Source organism: Pseudomonas sp. GL-B-19, assembly GCF_019956415.1.
Taxonomy (GTDB): domain Bacteria; phylum Pseudomonadota; class Gammaproteobacteria; order Pseudomonadales; family Pseudomonadaceae; genus Aquipseudomonas.
The window spans coordinates 56,853-70,142 of the sequence record NZ_JAHBDK010000035.1; the positions used below are offsets into that span (position 1 = coordinate 56,853).

Here is a 13,290-nt window from a genome sequence, read left to right on the forward strand (position 1 = left end):
CACTCTTTAGAGTAGGGGATGGCATGTATAATGCCGCCCGTCTTTCGGGGAGTGGCGAAAACATTGCAATTGTTTGACGCAGCTCTCTAGAACAGACCGCCAATGCATCTATGCTGCATCTCTTTAGCGGCCGCTTCGCCGCCGACTTGAACCGCAAAAGGCCCGTGATCCCTTGACCAGCCCTGTCCTGCAAACCGTTGCCCTCGCTTGTGAGCGAGACCTTCGGCTGCTCTTCGAAAATCTCGATTTGAGACTGGCCAGTGGCGAAATGTTGCAAATTAGCGGCCCCAACGGCAGTGGCAAGACCAGCCTGTTGCGCCTGCTGTGCGGCTTGATGCAGCCGACCGCCGGTCAGGTGCTGCTCAACGGCCAGCCGCTCCATGAGCAACGTTTCGAGCTGGCGCGCAACCTGCTGTGGATCGGTCATGCCGCCGGCATCAAGGAGCTGCTGACGCCCGAGGAAAACCTCAGCTGGCTCTGCGCCCTGCATCATCCGGCGTCCCATGAGGCGATCTGGCAGGCATTGGCGGCTGTGGGGCTGCGCGGTTTCGAGGATGTTCCCTGCCACACGCTGTCTGCTGGCCAGCATCGTCGTGTGGCGCTGGCGCGGTTGTACCTGGACAGCCCGCCGCTGTGGATTCTCGATGAGCCATTCACCGCACTCGACAAGCAAGGCGTGGCGCAGCTCGAAGAACACCTGGCCACACACTGCGAGCAGGGCGGCATGGTCGTTTTGACCACGCACCATACGCTGACCCGGATGCCGGGCAGCTATCGCGACATTGATCTGGGGAATTGGGCCGTATGAGTGTTTTCGGCCTGTTGGTCGCCCGTGAGGCCCGATTGTTGTTCCGCCGTCCTGCAGAGTTGGCGAACCCGCTGGTATTCTTCGCTATCGTGGTTTCGCTGTTCCCGTTGGCGGTCGGCCCCGAGGCTCAATTGTTGCAAACCTTGTCTCCGGGACTGGTCTGGGTGGCTGCTCTTTTATCGGTTCTGCTCTCGCTGGACGGGCTTTTCCGCAGTGATTTCGAAGATGGATCGCTTGAACAGTGGGTCCTTTCGTCGCACCCCCTGCCTCTTCTGGTTTTGGCCAAGGTACTGGCACACTGGGCCTTCTCTGGCCTGGCACTGGTTTTGCTCGCTCCACTTCTGGCCTTGATGCTCGGTCTACCTGCCGCTTGTCTGCCGGTGTTGCTGCTTTCTTTATTGCTCGGTACACCGGTACTGAGCCTGCTCGGTGCGGTGGGCGCAGCCCTGACGGTGGGATTGAAGCGCGGTGGCCTGTTATTGGCACTGCTGATTCTGCCGCTGTACATCCCGGTGTTGATCCTTGGCAGTGGCGCCTTGCAGGCAGCCTTGCAGGGCATGCCGGCGACCGGTTATCTCCTGTGGCTTGGTAGCCTGACCGCCCTGGCGATAACCCTGACACCGTTTGCAATAGCTGCTGGCCTGAAGATCAGCGTCGGCGAATAATGAGGTCTGGTTAAAATTTAACCAGTAAAGACCCAGCCCTTCACAGCGAAGGGCAACCGTGATGGAAACAGTATGAACTGGACGTGGTTTCACAAGCTCGGCTCGCCCAAATGGTTTTACGGCATCAGCGGCAAACTCCTGCCCTGGCTGAGCGTCGCGGCGTTGCTGCTGATCGGCGTGGGAGTCGTTTGGGGCCTGGCCTTCGCGCCGCCCGACTACCAGCAAGGCAACAGCTTTCGCATCATCTATATCCACGTTCCTGCCGCGATGCTGGCGCAGTCCTGCTACGTGATGCTGGCCGTGTGCGGCATTGTCGGGCTGGTCTGGAAGATGAAACTGGCCGACGTCGCCCTGCAATGCGCGGCGCCCATCGGTGCCTGGATGACCGCCGTGGCGCTGGTCACGGGCGCGATCTGGGGCAAACCGACCTGGGGTTCGTGGTGGGTCTGGGATGCACGACTGACGTCCATGCTTATTCTGCTGTTTCTGTACTTCGGTCTTATTGCGCTGGGCAACGCCATCAGCAATCGTGATAGCGCCGCCAAGGCGTGTGCGGTATTGGCGATTGTCGGCGTGATCAACATCCCGATCATCAAATACTCGGTGGAGTGGTGGAACACCCTGCACCAGGGCGCGACCTTCACCCTCACCGAAAAACCGGCGATGCCGGCTGAAATGTGGCTGCCTCTGCTGCTGACGGTGCTGGGCTTCTACTGTTTCTTCGGCGCGGTCCTGTTGCTGCGCATGCGCCTTGAAGTGCTCAAGCGCGAAGCGCGGGCCAGTTGGGTCAAGGCCGAAGTACAGAACAGTCTGGAGGCCGCTCGATGAGTTTTGCTTCATTCGGCGACTTCCTCGCCATGGGCCATCACGCCCTGTATGTCTGGTCAGCCTATGGCATTTGCCTGACGGTGCTGGCCCTCAACGTGGCGGCGCCGATCCTGGCCCGCAAGCGGTATCTGCAACAAGAGGCGCGTCGTCTGCGCCGGGAGAACGGCAAGTGAATCCGCTGCGCAAAAAGCGTCTTATCATCATTCTCGCGATCCTGGTCGGTGTCGGCGCTGCCGTCGGCCTGGCCCTGAGCGCCCTGCAGCAGAACATCAATCTGTTTTACACCCCGACCCAGATCGCCAATGGCGAAGCGCCGCAAGACACGCGCATCCGTGCGGGGGGCATGGTCGAGCAAGGTTCTCTGCAACGTTCCGGCGACTCGCTGGACGTGAAATTTGTCGTCACCGACTTCAACAAATCCGTGACCATCACCTATCGCGGCATTCTTCCGGACTTGTTCCGTGAAGGGCAGGGCATCGTCGCCCTGGGCAAACTCAACGCCGACGGCGTGGTGGTGGCTGACGAAGTGCTGGCCAAGCATGATGAAAAGTACATGCCGCCGGAAGTGACCAAGGCCCTGAAAGACAGCGGCCAGTCGGCGCCCACACAAGCCAAAGAGGGTTAATTGATGACGTCCGGAATCTTTATCCCTGAGCTTGGCCACTTGGCCATGATTCTGGCGCTGTGTTTCGCGCTGGTTCAGGCCGTGGTGCCGTTGCTCGGTGCCTGGCGCGGTGACCGTTTGTGGATGGGCCTCGCGCAGCCGGCCGCCTGGGGTCAGTTCACTTTTCTGGTGTTCGCCTTCGGTTGCCTGACCTACGCGTTCATGACCGACGACTTCTCGGTCGCTTACGTCGCCAGCAACTCCAACAGTGCCTTGCCGTGGTACTACAAATTCAGTGCAGTGTGGGGCGCGCACGAAGGCTCGTTGCTGCTGTGGGCATTGATTCTGGGTGGCTGGACCTTCGCGGTGTCGGTGTTCTCCCGACAGTTGCCGCAAGTCATGCTGGCGCGGGTACTGGCCGTGATGGGCATGATCAGCACCGGATTCCTGCTGTTCCTGATCCTCACCTCCAACCCGTTCAAGCGCATCCTGCCGCAAATGCCCAGCGATGGCGCCGACCTCAATCCGTTGCTGCAAGACATCGGCCTGATCGTTCACCCGCCGATGCTGTACATGGGGTACGTCGGTTTCTCGGTAGCCTTCGCCTTCGCCATCGCGGCGCTGATGGGCGGTCGCCTTGATGCCGCGTGGGCTCGCTGGTCGCGTCCGTGGACTATCGTCGCCTGGGCGTTCCTCGGCATCGGCATCACCCTCGGTTCGTGGTGGGCGTACTACGAACTCGGCTGGGGCGGCTGGTGGTTCTGGGACCCAGTTGAAAACGCTTCCTTCATGCCTTGGCTGGTGGGCACCGCGCTGATTCACTCGTTGGCGGTCACGGAAAAACGTGGCGTGTTCAAGAGCTGGACCGTGTTGCTGGCCATTGCTGCGTTCTCGTTGAGTTTGCTCGGCACGTTCCTCGTGCGTTCCGGCGTGCTGACCTCGGTTCACGCGTTTGCGTCCGATCCTGAACGCGGTGTGTTCATCCTGATCTTCCTGCTGTTTGTGGTCGGTGGTTCGCTGACGCTGTTCGCCCTGCGTGCACCCGTGGTCAAGAGCCAGGTGGGCTTTAACCTCTGGTCTCGGGAAACCCTGCTGCTGGGGAACAACCTGGTGCTGGTGGTGGCGGCTTCGATGATCCTGCTCGGCACCTTGTACCCGCTGATTCTGGATGCGATGACCGGCGCCAAGCTGTCGGTCGGCCCACCGTACTTCAACGCGCTGTTCATTCCGTTGATGGCGTTGCTGATGGTGGTGATGGCGGTCGGCATGCTGGTGCGCTGGAGGGACACCCCGGTGAAGTGGCTGATGAGCATGCTCACCCCGGTGTTGCTGGGCAGTGCTGCACTGGCTGTAATTGCCGGCGTCGCTTACGGCGATTTCAACTGGGCAGTCATCGCGACCTTCATGCTCGCGGCCTGGGTGTTGTTGGCCGGAGCGCGTGACATTGTCGACAAGACTCGCCACAAAGGCCTGATCAAAGGCCTGCCGACCCTGACCCGCAGCTATTGGGGCATGCAGGTCGCTCACCTCGGCATCGCCGTGTGCGCTCTCGGCGTCGTGCTGTCGAGCCAGAACAGTGCCGAGCGTGACCTGCGCCTGGCGCCGGGCGAGTCCATGGATCTGGGCGGTTATCAGTTTGTATTCGAAGGCGCCAAGCACTTCGAAGGCCCGAACTTCACCTCCGACAAGGGCACCGTTCGGGTGATCCGCGACGGCAAGGAAGTCAGCGTGTTGCACCCGGAAAAACGCCTCTACACCGTGCAGAACTCGGTGATGACCGAAGCCGGGATCGACGCCGGTTTCACCCGTGACCTTTACGTCGCCCTCGGCGAACCGCTGGGCGATGGCGCCTGGGCCGTGCGCGTTCACGTCAAACCGTTCGTGCGCTGGATCTGGTTCGGCGGCCTGCTGACCGGCTTCGGCGGATTGCTGGCGGCGCTGGATCGGCGTTATCGGGTCAAAGTGAAAAGCCGCGTGCGTGAAGCACTGGGCATGACGGGAGCCGCTGCATGAGACGTTGGTTGATGCTGTTGCCACTGGTGATTTTTCTGGTGGTGGCTGTTTTTCTGTATCGCGGGCTCTATCTGGACCCGGCCGAGTTGCCTTCGGCGATGATCAACAAGCCGTTCCCGGAGTTTTCCCTGCCGAACGTGCAAGGTGACAAGACACTGACCAAGGCCGACATTCTGGGTAAACCAGCGCTGGTCAATGTTTGGGGCACCTGGTGCATTTCCTGCCGGGTCGAGCACCCGGTACTTAACAAGCTGGCCCAGCAGGGCGTGGTGATTTACGGCATTAACTACAAGGACGTCAACGCTGATGCCTTGAAGTGGCTGGTGGAGTTCCACAATCCGTATCAACTGGACATCCGTGACGACGCTGGCACCCTGGGCTTGAACCTCGGTGTCTACGGCGCGCCGGAAACCTTTTTCATCGATGCCAAGGGCATCATCCGCGACAAGTTTGTCGGCGTGATCGACGAGCAGGTCTGGCGCGAAAAACTGGCCGCCAAGTATCAGGCACTGGTCGATGAGGCCAAGCCATGAAACGCTGGATAGCTGCTGTGGTATTGGGCTTGAGCATGGCCGGCGTGGTGCACGCCGCCATCGACACCTACGAGTTCGCCAAAGAAGGTGATCGCGAGCGTTTTCGCGAGCTGACCAAAGAACTGCGTTGCCCCAAGTGCCAGAATCAGGACATCGCCGACTCCAATGCGCCGATCGCCGCCGACCTGCGCAAAGAGATCTTCCGCATGCTCGGCGAGGGCAAGGACAATCAGCAGATCATCGACTTCATGGTCGACCGCTACGGTGATTTCGTCCGTTACAAACCCGCACTCAACGCCAAGACGGCACTGCTCTGGTTCGGCCCGGCCGGCCTGTTGCTGGGCGGTTTTGTGATCATCGCCGTGATCGTCCGCCGTCGTCGCGTACAACGCGCTGAAACCCCGGACGCGCTTTCTGCCGAGGAGCGTGAGCGCCTCGACCACCTGTTGGATAAAACCAAGAATGATTGATTTCTGGCTTGCTGCAGGTCTGCTACTTCTGGTTGCCCTGAGTTTTCTGTTGATCCCGGTTCTGCGTGGTCGTCGCGCGCAACTTGAAGAGGATCGTACTGCCCTGAACGTCGCGCTGTATCAAGAGCGCGTGGCTGAGTTGCAGACTCAGCAGGAAGAGGGCGTGCTCGATGCTGCGCAAATGGACACCGGCCGCGCCGAAGCGGCCCGTGAGCTGCTCGCCGACACCGAAGGCGTTGCAGCGCCGCGAGTGACTCGCCTGGGCAAGCCGTTGCCGTTGCTGGCGGCGGTGCTGGTTCCGGTGCTCGGCCTTGGCTTGTACCTGCATTTCGGCGCCAGCGATAAAGTCGAACTGACCCGCGAATTCGCCCAGGCGCCGCAGTCGATGGAAGAGATGACCCGTCGCCTGGAGCGCGCCGTCGCCGCTCAGCCGGACTCGGCTGAAGGCCTGTATTTCCTCGGTCGCACGTACATGGCTCAGGACCGTCCTGGCGATGCGGCGAAGATCTTCGAACGCACGGTGAACCTGGCCGGTCGTCAACCGGAACTGCTTGGCCAATGGGCTCAGGCCCAATACTTCGCCGATGGAAAAAAGTGGTCGGACAAGATTCAGGCGCTGACTGATGAAGCGCTGAAAGCCGATCCGAAAGAAGTCACCAGTCTGGGCCTGCTCGGCATCGTGGCGTTTGAAAGCCAGCGTTATCAGGACGCCATCGACTATTGGAATCGCCTGCTGGAGCAACTGCCGCCCGAGGACAACTCCCGTGCCGCACTGCAAGGCGGTATCGCCAAGGCCACCGAGAAACTTGTAGCCAGCGGTGGCAAGGTTGCTCAGGCACCCGTGGCCAAACCTGCAGCGTTACTGAAAGTCACCGTAGACCTGGCGCCAGCGCTCAAAGCCAAGGTCCAGCCGGGCGACAGCGTATTCATCTTCGCCCGCGCCACCTCAGGCCCACCTGCGCCGCTGGCGGCCAAACGCCTGACCGTGGCCGACTTGCCGGTGACCGTCGAACTGGGAGATGCCGACGCAATGATGCCGCAGTTGAAACTGTCCAACTTCCCTGAAGTCCAACTGGTTGCGCGCGTCTCCCGTGCCGGCCAACCGACTGCCGGAGAGTGGGTCGGTCGCAGCCAGCCTCTGGCCAGCAGCACCACCGCGCCGCAGACACTGACTATCGACAGCCCGGATAAATAACAGGAAAACACCACATGACCGCTATTGCTCGTATCACCCTGCTCAGTCTGGTTTTGGGGTTAAGCGCATGTGCGGTCCAGCCGCCGGAGACCACGTCGCCGCCGCCGATTCCGCCGTCGCAGCCAAGACCTACACCGTCGCCAACACCTTCGCCGAGCAAACCGGGCATCCCGGCCAAGCCCGCCAAACCGATGCGACGCACCTCCGCCAGCTTCGCACCACCACCGGGTGGCAACAGCCATTGGGATGCCAAGCTCGGCGTCTATGTGCTGGATGATCAGACCAACACCTTCTACCGCCAGCGCACCTACTACCGCTGGAACAACGGCTGGAGCCGCTCGATCAGTCCGAACGGGCCGTGGGAAGACACGGATATCCATGGCGTGCCGGGCGGGTTGGGGCGGCAATTCGGGCAGTAACGCACAGGCGACCTTCGGGTCGCCTTATTTGTACCTACTCAAAAAACTGATTTATCCCAAAACCCTGTGGGAGCGGTGTTTTTCAGGACTCAACCGTAAAAGACAATGCCTCACTCGTATCCTGTCCTTAACGCTTGTGCTTGCTCCGCGAGAAGCGTCATTGCTTGCTCGCTGGCAGTGTCGCGCCGGTTTTTATAGTCCATCAAATCGGCAAAGCGCACACGTCGGTGCTTGCCGGTTTTGTGGTAGGACAAGTCGCCGGATTCGAGCAGTTTGATCAGGTGCGGGCGTGAGACGTTGAGCAGGTCTGCGGCTTCCTGGGTGGTGAGTTCGGCGTGAACCGGAACCACTTTGACGGCGTTGCCGGCTGCTAGCTCCGCCAAAATGTCGACCAGCAATCGGAGTGCCGAGGTGGGCAATTCGACGGTGTGAGCTTCGTTGCGCTCATCAAAAATCTGGATGTGCTGGGTTTCGAATTGAGTCGCCAGGTAGGCCGCCAAGGCGCGCTGACCCTCGATGGCAGCTTTTACTTCGCGCTCCATAGGCAAGGTGATTGCAGGGTTGATGACCGGTGACATGGCGGTTTCCAATATTCTGAATTATCGAAGCTGGCAGGCTATTCGAATTAATCGAAACGTCAGGCTTCTTTCACCAACAACCCCTGCACATACTCCACAAACGCCCGAGCCTTCGCGCTGGCCATTCTTCCGGTGGGAAACACCGCCCACAAATCCTGGTTCGGCAGTGTCCAGCCCTTCATCACTTCCCTGACCGCACCACTGGCCAGTTCCGGGGCAAACATCCATTCGGAGGCCATGGTCAGCCCCAAGTGGGCGAGGACTGCTTCACGCAAGCCTTCGGCGGCACTGACGCGAATTCGGCCGCTGATGATCACGGCCTGCTCTTCGGACGCGTTGCGAAATTGCCAGTTGGCGCCGCCGCCCAGGGCGTAGACCACCGCCTGATGTTTGCTCAGGTCAGCCGGGCAGGTGGGTTCGCCGTGTTTTTCGAAGTAGGCCGGCGTACCCAGCACCACGCGCCGGCATTCGGCGATCTTGCGGGCAGTGAGACCGGAATCGCTCAGGGCGCCCATGCGCAGGGCGATGTCGACACCTTCTTCGACCAGATTGACGTTGCGGTCGTCGAGCATCAGGTCGATGTTCAAGTCTGGATTCTGATCGAGGAAAGGCCCGAGGTGCGGCACGATATGTATTCGGCCGAAGGTCACGGCGGCGCAAATGCGCAGGTTGCCGGTGAGCCCGCTGGCGGCACCGCGCGCGGCGTTGTCGGCCTCGTCGGCTTCTTCGATGGCACGCTTGGCGCGTTCGAAAAAGGCCAGGCCGGCCTCGGTGGGTGTCAGGCCTCGGGTCGAGCGCAACAGCAGTCGCACGGCTAGGCGTGATTCGAGTTGCGCAATGGCTTTCGACACGGCGGGTTGGCCGATATTCAGGCGCCGGGCGGCGGCGGAAAACGAGCCGGTTTCCACGACGTAGACGAAGGTTTCCATTGCGGCGAGGCGGTCCATCTGAAGTCCTTGTGCCGTCTGATGCCTTTAGGAGATCCCCTGTAGGAGTGAGCCTGCTCGCGATAGCGTTGGGTCAGTCAATATCGATGTGACTGTCCCAGCGCTATCGCGAGCAGGCTCACTCCTACAGGGGTTTTGTGTTGTTGGTTAGAACGCGGCTTTACCGACGGACGCGCCGCCATCGACAAACAAGGTCTGCCCGGTGATAAACCCGCTCTGCTCGGACAACAAAAACGCAATCGCCGCCGCAATCTCTTGCGGCTGCCCCAACCGCCCCATCGGCACGCCTGCCAGATACCGCGCTTCACCTTCACTGCCAGGCGGGTTGTTGGCGCGAAACAATTCGGTTTCCGTCGGTCCCGGCGCCACCGCGTTCACCGTCACGCCGGTTTGCGCCAGTTCCAGCGCCCACGATCGCGTGAAGCTGATGAGCGCCGCTTTGGCCGCTGCATACGCAGTGCGTTGGGTGATCCCGAGCACGGTCAAACTGGAAATATTCACCACCCGACCCCAACCCTTGGCGCGCATGTTCGGCAACAGTGCCTGGGTGGCCTGCAACGCCGAATGGAGGTTGACCCGCATTACTTCGTCGAACGTATCCAGATCAATTTCACCCAACACTTGCGGGCGTACCAGGCCGACGTTATTCACCAGTCCATCAAATTCGTAAGTCCTGGCCAGATCCGCCAGCACTTCCCTAGTCAGCGCCCGGTCGTTCAAATCCAGCGGAAACAGAATGCCGGGGAACGTCAGATCAGGCGTTCGGGCAATCCCGACGACTCGATGCCCAGCACGATCCAAGTGCTCAGCCACCGCGCGGCCAATGCCTTTGCTGGCGCCAGTGATGAGAAAAGTACGACGGGTCATTTCACACTCCTTGAAAGAACCTGCCGCCGGGCCGGGCGGCAGTTGAAAGGGTCAGTCGCGAATCGCATCCAGCATCGCTTCAGGCTCAGGACGCTGAGTGTAATCCGGGTTGCCCTCGGCGTAACGAATCACGCTCCGCGAAAGTATTCATTCTTGTGGGGAATGCCGTGGCCCGCAATCACACCCTGTAAAACAACCGAGCGTCGCGATCCGGAGTTTTGTGCTTGAGTAAAGATAACTCTAGGGTTACTTTTGTTTGGGCCTGAGCAAGGAGGCTATTGGTGCAGAGCAGGCTAATGATTAAAGAGTTGGAAGAGGCTGGATGGATACTGGATCGGATTACCGGAAGTCATCACATCTTCAAACACCCCTACAACCCGTACACCATTCCCGTCCCTCATCCGAAAAAGGATTTACCGATCGGGACGGTCAAAAGCATCAGGAGGCGAGCCGGGTTGTACTGCCCGGGAGCCAGTTTTGCAGGAGATCCATAATGCAATATCCAATCTGTATCGAGTGGGGCGACGAGAACACCGCCATCGGTATTCAGATCCCCGATATTCCAGGCGCAGTAACGGCCGGGGATACGTTTGAAGATGCCTACAATGCGGCGGTCGAGATTGCTCACATCATGCTTCAGGAAATTGCGGCTGACGGGGAGTCGATACCGATGCCTACGTCTGCGGCTGCTCACCGTGGGAATCCGGATTTCGCCGATATGGGCTGGGGAATGCTGGAGTTGGACGTCGCGCCCTATATGGGCAAAACCGAGAAGGTCAACGTGACACTTCCTGGTTATGTGATTCAACGCATTGACCGGTATGTGCGCGAGCACAATGTGAAAAGCCGTTCTTCCTTTCTGGCAGATGCGGCAATGGAAAAGTTGGTTCGACACTGAGTGAGCTGAGGCACATCCCTTGTGGGCAAGCTCGACGCTAGAGCTTGCCCACAAGACTTTAGATTTCTTAAGCCGTCGCCAACGAAGCCTTCTGCGACACACTCAAAAAACGCAGCAACGCCAACAGCGGAAACGCACTACCCACAATCACGATCCATAACCAGCCACCGTGCTCATACACCGCGCTGGCCACCGACGAACCGAATGCGCCGCCGATGAAGATGCTGGTCATGTACAGCGCATTCAGTCGGCTGCGGCTTTTGGCGTCGAGGGCGTAGACCGCGCGTTGGCCGAGGACCATGTTCATCTGCACGCAGAAGTCGAGCACCACACCGGTCACGGCAAGGCCAATCACACTGTAGAGCGGATGGATGAACGCTGGCAGGAAGCTCAGGCTGGCGAATAGCAGGGCCAGTAAGGAGGCGATGCGGGTGTGGCCGGCATCGGCCAGTCGCCCGGCGATGGGCGCGGCGATGGCGCCGATGGCACCGACCAGGGCGAAGATCGCGATCTGGGTTTGCGACAGGCCATGGTTGCGTGCGAGCTCCAGCGGCACGGCGGTCCAGAACAGACTGAACGTGGCGAACATGCAACCCTGATAAAACGCACGCTGACGCAAGATCGGTTGTTGGCGCAACAGAGTCCACAACGACCCCAGCAACTGCCCATAAGAAGCACTGTGATCAGGCTGGCGCTTGGGAATGGTCAGCGCGAGCACGATGCTGATCGCCGCCATCAACGCTGCCGCAATCATAAACATCGCGCGCCAGCCGAAGTGGTCAGCCACCACGCTGGACACCGGCCGAGCCAACAGAATGCCCAGCAGCAAACCGCCCATGATCCCGCCGACCACGCGGCCACGAGATTCTTCCGGTGCCAGATGCGCGGCCAGTGGAATCAGGATCTGCACCGACACCGAACTGAAACCCACCAGCAACGAGATCAGCAAAAATACGTTGGGCTGATCGGTGAACGCAGCGCCCAGCAAACTCGCAATCGCCACCACGGTGGTGATGATCATCAGACGGCGGTTCTCCAGCAAATCGCCCAGCGGCACCAGGAAGAACAGCCCCAGCGCATAGCCAATCTGGGTCAGCGAAACGATCAGGCTGGCCATGGTGCTGGTCAGGCCGATGTCCGGCGCGATCAGGCCGATGATCGGCTGGGCGTAGTAAATATTGGCCACAATGGCTCCGCAGCAAAAGGCGAAGAGCAGCACCATGCCTTTGGTCATTGTCGCGGCGCCGTGAGGCACCTCAATCGCTGGTTTCATAACGGAACTCTCTGAACAAAAGGGAATGCGCGAAGGCTAAGCGGCAAGCCCAAACGGCGGAAGAGGGATTGAAGTGATAGTAATCATTCCATTGCGGAATGAGTGACGCGGGGCGGGCTTGCGCCTTGCGTCGGGATATAGAGTGCGGATGATACATTCACTTACATCCTGTTCGATAGCGTGCTTATGTTCTCTCTTCACGTTTCATTACCGGAAGGCACTGCCATGACTGCAATGTTCCGTCACCTGATTCGCGGCGCTTCAACCCTGACACTGATCACTTTGTTTACCGCTGGCCTGGCCCAGGCCGCTGACGCACCGGGCTTGCGTATTGGTGTTCGCGGCGAGATCACCGGGGTCAGCCCCGACGTGTTGAAAGTCCACACCAACAGCGGTGAAAACGTGGTCATCAATCTGACCAACGACACCAAAGTCCGCGCCGTCACCCTGGCCAATATCGAAGACATCAGACCCGGCAGCTACATCGGCTCGGCCGCCATTCCTCAGGAAGATGGCACCCTCAAGGCGCTGGAAGTCCACGTTTTTCCACCGGAACTGGCTGGCAGCGGCGACGGGCATCGGCCGTTTGATCTGGTCAAGGGCAGCAGCATGACCAATGGCAGTGTTGGCGATCTGGTGGTCAGCAATGGCCGAGTGTTGACGGTTAACTACAAGGGCGGGCAGCAGAAGATTCTGGTGCCGGAGGATGTGCCGATCGTTAACCTAGTGCCAGGGGATCGCAACTTGCTGAAGGTGGGGGTGAAAATCGTGACATTTGTGACGCAAAGCGCTGACGGGACGCTGACCGCGCAATCGATCTCGGCGGGGAAGGATGGCGTTACACCGCCGATGTAACTGCTTGGCGCAAACCCCTGTAGGAGTGAGCCTGCTCGCGATAGCGGAGTGTCAGTCGATATCAATGTTGAATGACACTCCGCTATCGCGAGCAGGCTGATCTGGCCTAATGAAATTGGACACATCAATAGGGCGCTATGATGGCGCCCAAATCTAAGGTGTGCATGATGATGCGAAAGTCCTATTCCAGCGAGTTCAAGCTCAATGCTGCAAGCATGGTGCTTGATGAAGACCAGCCCATTCTTGAGGTCTGCGCCAACTTCGATATCGGCCCTACTGCGTTGCGCCGCTGGGTCGAGCAGGTCAGGAAAGAACGTGCAGGCTCGACGCTAGCGGG

18 protein-coding genes are annotated in these 13,290 nt (G+C 59.8%); 14 read left to right on the plus strand and 4 right to left on the minus strand.

The genetic code is table 11. The features are described 5' to 3' along the window. Nucleotides 1-172 precede the first annotated feature (172 nt). From ccmA to KGB06_RS15415, 10 genes are all read left to right on the plus strand, one after another. Nucleotides 173-808: a cytochrome c biogenesis heme-transporting ATPase CcmA gene (ccmA, locus tag KGB06_RS15370; RefSeq protein ID WP_223517112.1), complete on the plus strand. Its 636-nt coding sequence runs from the start codon at nt 173-175 to the stop codon at nt 806-808. Then, entirely contained in the window at nt 805-1,473 is a 669-nt protein-coding gene (ccmB, locus tag KGB06_RS15375) for a heme exporter protein CcmB (protein ID WP_223517113.1), read from the plus strand. Before ccmA ends, ccmB begins: the two co-directional genes overlap by 4 nt. Before the next feature lie 72 nt (nt 1,474-1,545). Beyond that, entirely contained in the window at nt 1,546-2,301 is a 756-nt protein-coding gene (locus KGB06_RS15380) for a heme ABC transporter permease (RefSeq protein WP_007946756.1), read from the plus strand. Next, nucleotides 2,298-2,474 (plus strand): heme exporter protein CcmD, encoded by a 177-nt coding sequence (ccmD, locus tag KGB06_RS15385; RefSeq protein WP_150781078.1) that lies wholly within the window; start codon nt 2,298-2,300, stop codon nt 2,472-2,474. Before KGB06_RS15380 ends, ccmD begins: the two co-directional genes overlap by 4 nt. Next, nucleotides 2,471-2,926: a cytochrome c maturation protein CcmE gene (ccmE, locus tag KGB06_RS15390; RefSeq protein WP_223517115.1), complete on the plus strand. Its 456-nt coding sequence runs from the start codon at nt 2,471-2,473 to the stop codon at nt 2,924-2,926. The genes ccmD and ccmE overlap by 4 nt, the downstream gene beginning before the upstream one ends. 3 nt (nt 2,927-2,929) lie before the next feature. Next, complete coding sequence (locus KGB06_RS15395; RefSeq protein WP_223517117.1) at nt 2,930-4,918, plus strand: heme lyase CcmF/NrfE family subunit; 1,989 nt, start codon at nt 2,930-2,932, stop codon at nt 4,916-4,918. Then, nucleotides 4,915-5,451: a DsbE family thiol:disulfide interchange protein gene (locus KGB06_RS15400; RefSeq protein ID WP_223517118.1), complete on the plus strand. Its 537-nt coding sequence runs from the start codon at nt 4,915-4,917 to the stop codon at nt 5,449-5,451. The genes KGB06_RS15395 and KGB06_RS15400 overlap by 4 nt, the downstream gene beginning before the upstream one ends. Further along, nucleotides 5,448-5,921 carry a cytochrome c-type biogenesis protein gene (locus KGB06_RS15405; RefSeq protein WP_223517120.1) on the plus strand — a complete coding sequence of 158 codons (474 nt, stop codon included), beginning with the start codon at nt 5,448-5,450 and terminating at the stop codon, nt 5,919-5,921. The genes KGB06_RS15400 and KGB06_RS15405 overlap by 4 nt, the downstream gene beginning before the upstream one ends. Next, the gene (gene ccmI, locus KGB06_RS15410) at nt 5,914-7,116 is read left to right on the plus strand and encodes a c-type cytochrome biogenesis protein CcmI (RefSeq protein ID WP_223517122.1); all 1,203 of its coding nucleotides are present in this window, start codon (nt 5,914-5,916) and stop codon (nt 7,114-7,116) included. The genes KGB06_RS15405 and ccmI overlap by 8 nt, the downstream gene beginning before the upstream one ends. Before the next feature lie 14 nt (nt 7,117-7,130). After that, nucleotides 7,131-7,535 (plus strand): hypothetical protein, encoded by a 405-nt coding sequence (locus KGB06_RS15415; RefSeq protein WP_223517123.1) that lies wholly within the window; start codon nt 7,131-7,133, stop codon nt 7,533-7,535. Between the two features lie 110 nt (nt 7,536-7,645). On the opposite strand, the gene KGB06_RS15420 is transcribed toward KGB06_RS15415, so the two are convergent. From KGB06_RS15420 to KGB06_RS15430, 3 genes are all read right to left on the minus strand, one after another. Beyond that, nucleotides 7,646-8,113, minus strand: a complete 468-nt coding sequence (locus tag KGB06_RS15420) for a helix-turn-helix domain-containing protein (protein ID WP_223517125.1) — start codon at nt 8,111-8,113, stop codon at nt 7,646-7,648. Nucleotides 8,114-8,172: 59 nt separating this feature from the next. Further along, entirely contained in the window at nt 8,173-9,060 is an 888-nt protein-coding gene (locus tag KGB06_RS15425) for a LysR family transcriptional regulator (protein WP_223517126.1), read from the minus strand. Nucleotides 9,061-9,207: 147 nt separating this feature from the next. Beyond that, the gene (locus KGB06_RS15430) at nt 9,208-9,927 is read right to left on the minus strand and encodes an SDR family oxidoreductase (protein WP_223517128.1); all 720 of its coding nucleotides are present in this window, start codon (nt 9,925-9,927) and stop codon (nt 9,208-9,210) included. Between the two features lie 281 nt (nt 9,928-10,208). On the opposite strand from KGB06_RS15430, the gene KGB06_RS15435 reads away from it, so the two are divergent. Next, nucleotides 10,209-10,421: a type II toxin-antitoxin system HicA family toxin gene (locus KGB06_RS15435; protein WP_223517130.1), complete on the plus strand. Its 213-nt coding sequence runs from the start codon at nt 10,209-10,211 to the stop codon at nt 10,419-10,421. Then, complete coding sequence (locus KGB06_RS15440) at nt 10,421-10,825, plus strand: type II toxin-antitoxin system HicB family antitoxin (RefSeq protein ID WP_223517137.1); 405 nt, start codon at nt 10,421-10,423, stop codon at nt 10,823-10,825. Before KGB06_RS15435 ends, KGB06_RS15440 begins: the two co-directional genes overlap by 1 nt. Before the next feature lie 67 nt (nt 10,826-10,892). On the opposite strand, the gene KGB06_RS15445 is transcribed toward KGB06_RS15440, so the two are convergent. Then, nucleotides 10,893-12,098, minus strand: a complete 1,206-nt coding sequence (locus tag KGB06_RS15445) for an MFS transporter (protein WP_223517139.1) — start codon at nt 12,096-12,098, stop codon at nt 10,893-10,895. 225 nt (nt 12,099-12,323) lie between these two features. Between KGB06_RS15445 and KGB06_RS15450 the strand changes: the two genes are divergently transcribed. Together KGB06_RS15450 and KGB06_RS15455 are read left to right on the plus strand one after the other, a co-directional pair. Next, nucleotides 12,324-12,953, plus strand: coding sequence for a hypothetical protein (locus KGB06_RS15450; RefSeq protein WP_223517141.1), 630 nt, complete (start codon nt 12,324-12,326; stop codon nt 12,951-12,953). A gap of 170 nt (nt 12,954-13,123) precedes the next feature. Continuing rightward, nucleotides 13,124-13,290 (plus strand): transposase (locus KGB06_RS15455; RefSeq protein WP_223511913.1); only part of this gene is annotated, 167 nt, incomplete at its 3' end.

Bases quoted from the DNA above. Each gene is read 5' to 3' on its own strand.
- ccmB (WP_223517113.1), top strand. From the start codon at position 805: ATGAGTGTTTTCGGCCTGTTGGTCGCCCGTGAGGCCCGATTGTTGTTC.
- KGB06_RS15380 (WP_007946756.1), top strand. From the start codon at position 1,546: ATGAACTGGACGTGGTTTCACAAGCTCGGCTCGCCCAAATGGTTTTAC.
- ccmD (WP_150781078.1), top strand. From the start codon at position 2,298: ATGAGTTTTGCTTCATTCGGCGACTTCCTCGCCATGGGCCATCACGCC.
- KGB06_RS15395 (WP_223517117.1), top strand. From the start codon at position 2,930: ATGACGTCCGGAATCTTTATCCCTGAGCTTGGCCACTTGGCCATGATT.
- KGB06_RS15400 (WP_223517118.1), top strand. From the start codon at position 4,915: ATGAGACGTTGGTTGATGCTGTTGCCACTGGTGATTTTTCTGGTGGTG.
- KGB06_RS15405 (WP_223517120.1), top strand. From the start codon at position 5,448: ATGAAACGCTGGATAGCTGCTGTGGTATTGGGCTTGAGCATGGCCGGC.
- ccmI (WP_223517122.1), top strand. From the start codon at position 5,914: ATGATTGATTTCTGGCTTGCTGCAGGTCTGCTACTTCTGGTTGCCCTG.
- KGB06_RS15415 (WP_223517123.1), top strand. From the start codon at position 7,131: ATGACCGCTATTGCTCGTATCACCCTGCTCAGTCTGGTTTTGGGGTTA.
- KGB06_RS15420 (WP_223517125.1), bottom strand. From the start codon at position 8,113: ATGTCACCGGTCATCAACCCTGCAATCACCTTGCCTATGGAGCGCGAA.
- KGB06_RS15425 (WP_223517126.1), bottom strand. From the start codon at position 9,060: ATGGACCGCCTCGCCGCAATGGAAACCTTCGTCTACGTCGTGGAAACC.
- KGB06_RS15430 (WP_223517128.1), bottom strand. From the start codon at position 9,927: ATGACCCGTCGTACTTTTCTCATCACTGGCGCCAGCAAAGGCATTGGC.
- KGB06_RS15440 (WP_223517137.1), top strand. From the start codon at position 10,421: ATGCAATATCCAATCTGTATCGAGTGGGGCGACGAGAACACCGCCATC.
- KGB06_RS15445 (WP_223517139.1), bottom strand. From the start codon at position 12,098: ATGAAACCAGCGATTGAGGTGCCTCACGGCGCCGCGACAATGACCAAA.
- KGB06_RS15450 (WP_223517141.1), top strand. From the start codon at position 12,324: ATGACTGCAATGTTCCGTCACCTGATTCGCGGCGCTTCAACCCTGACA.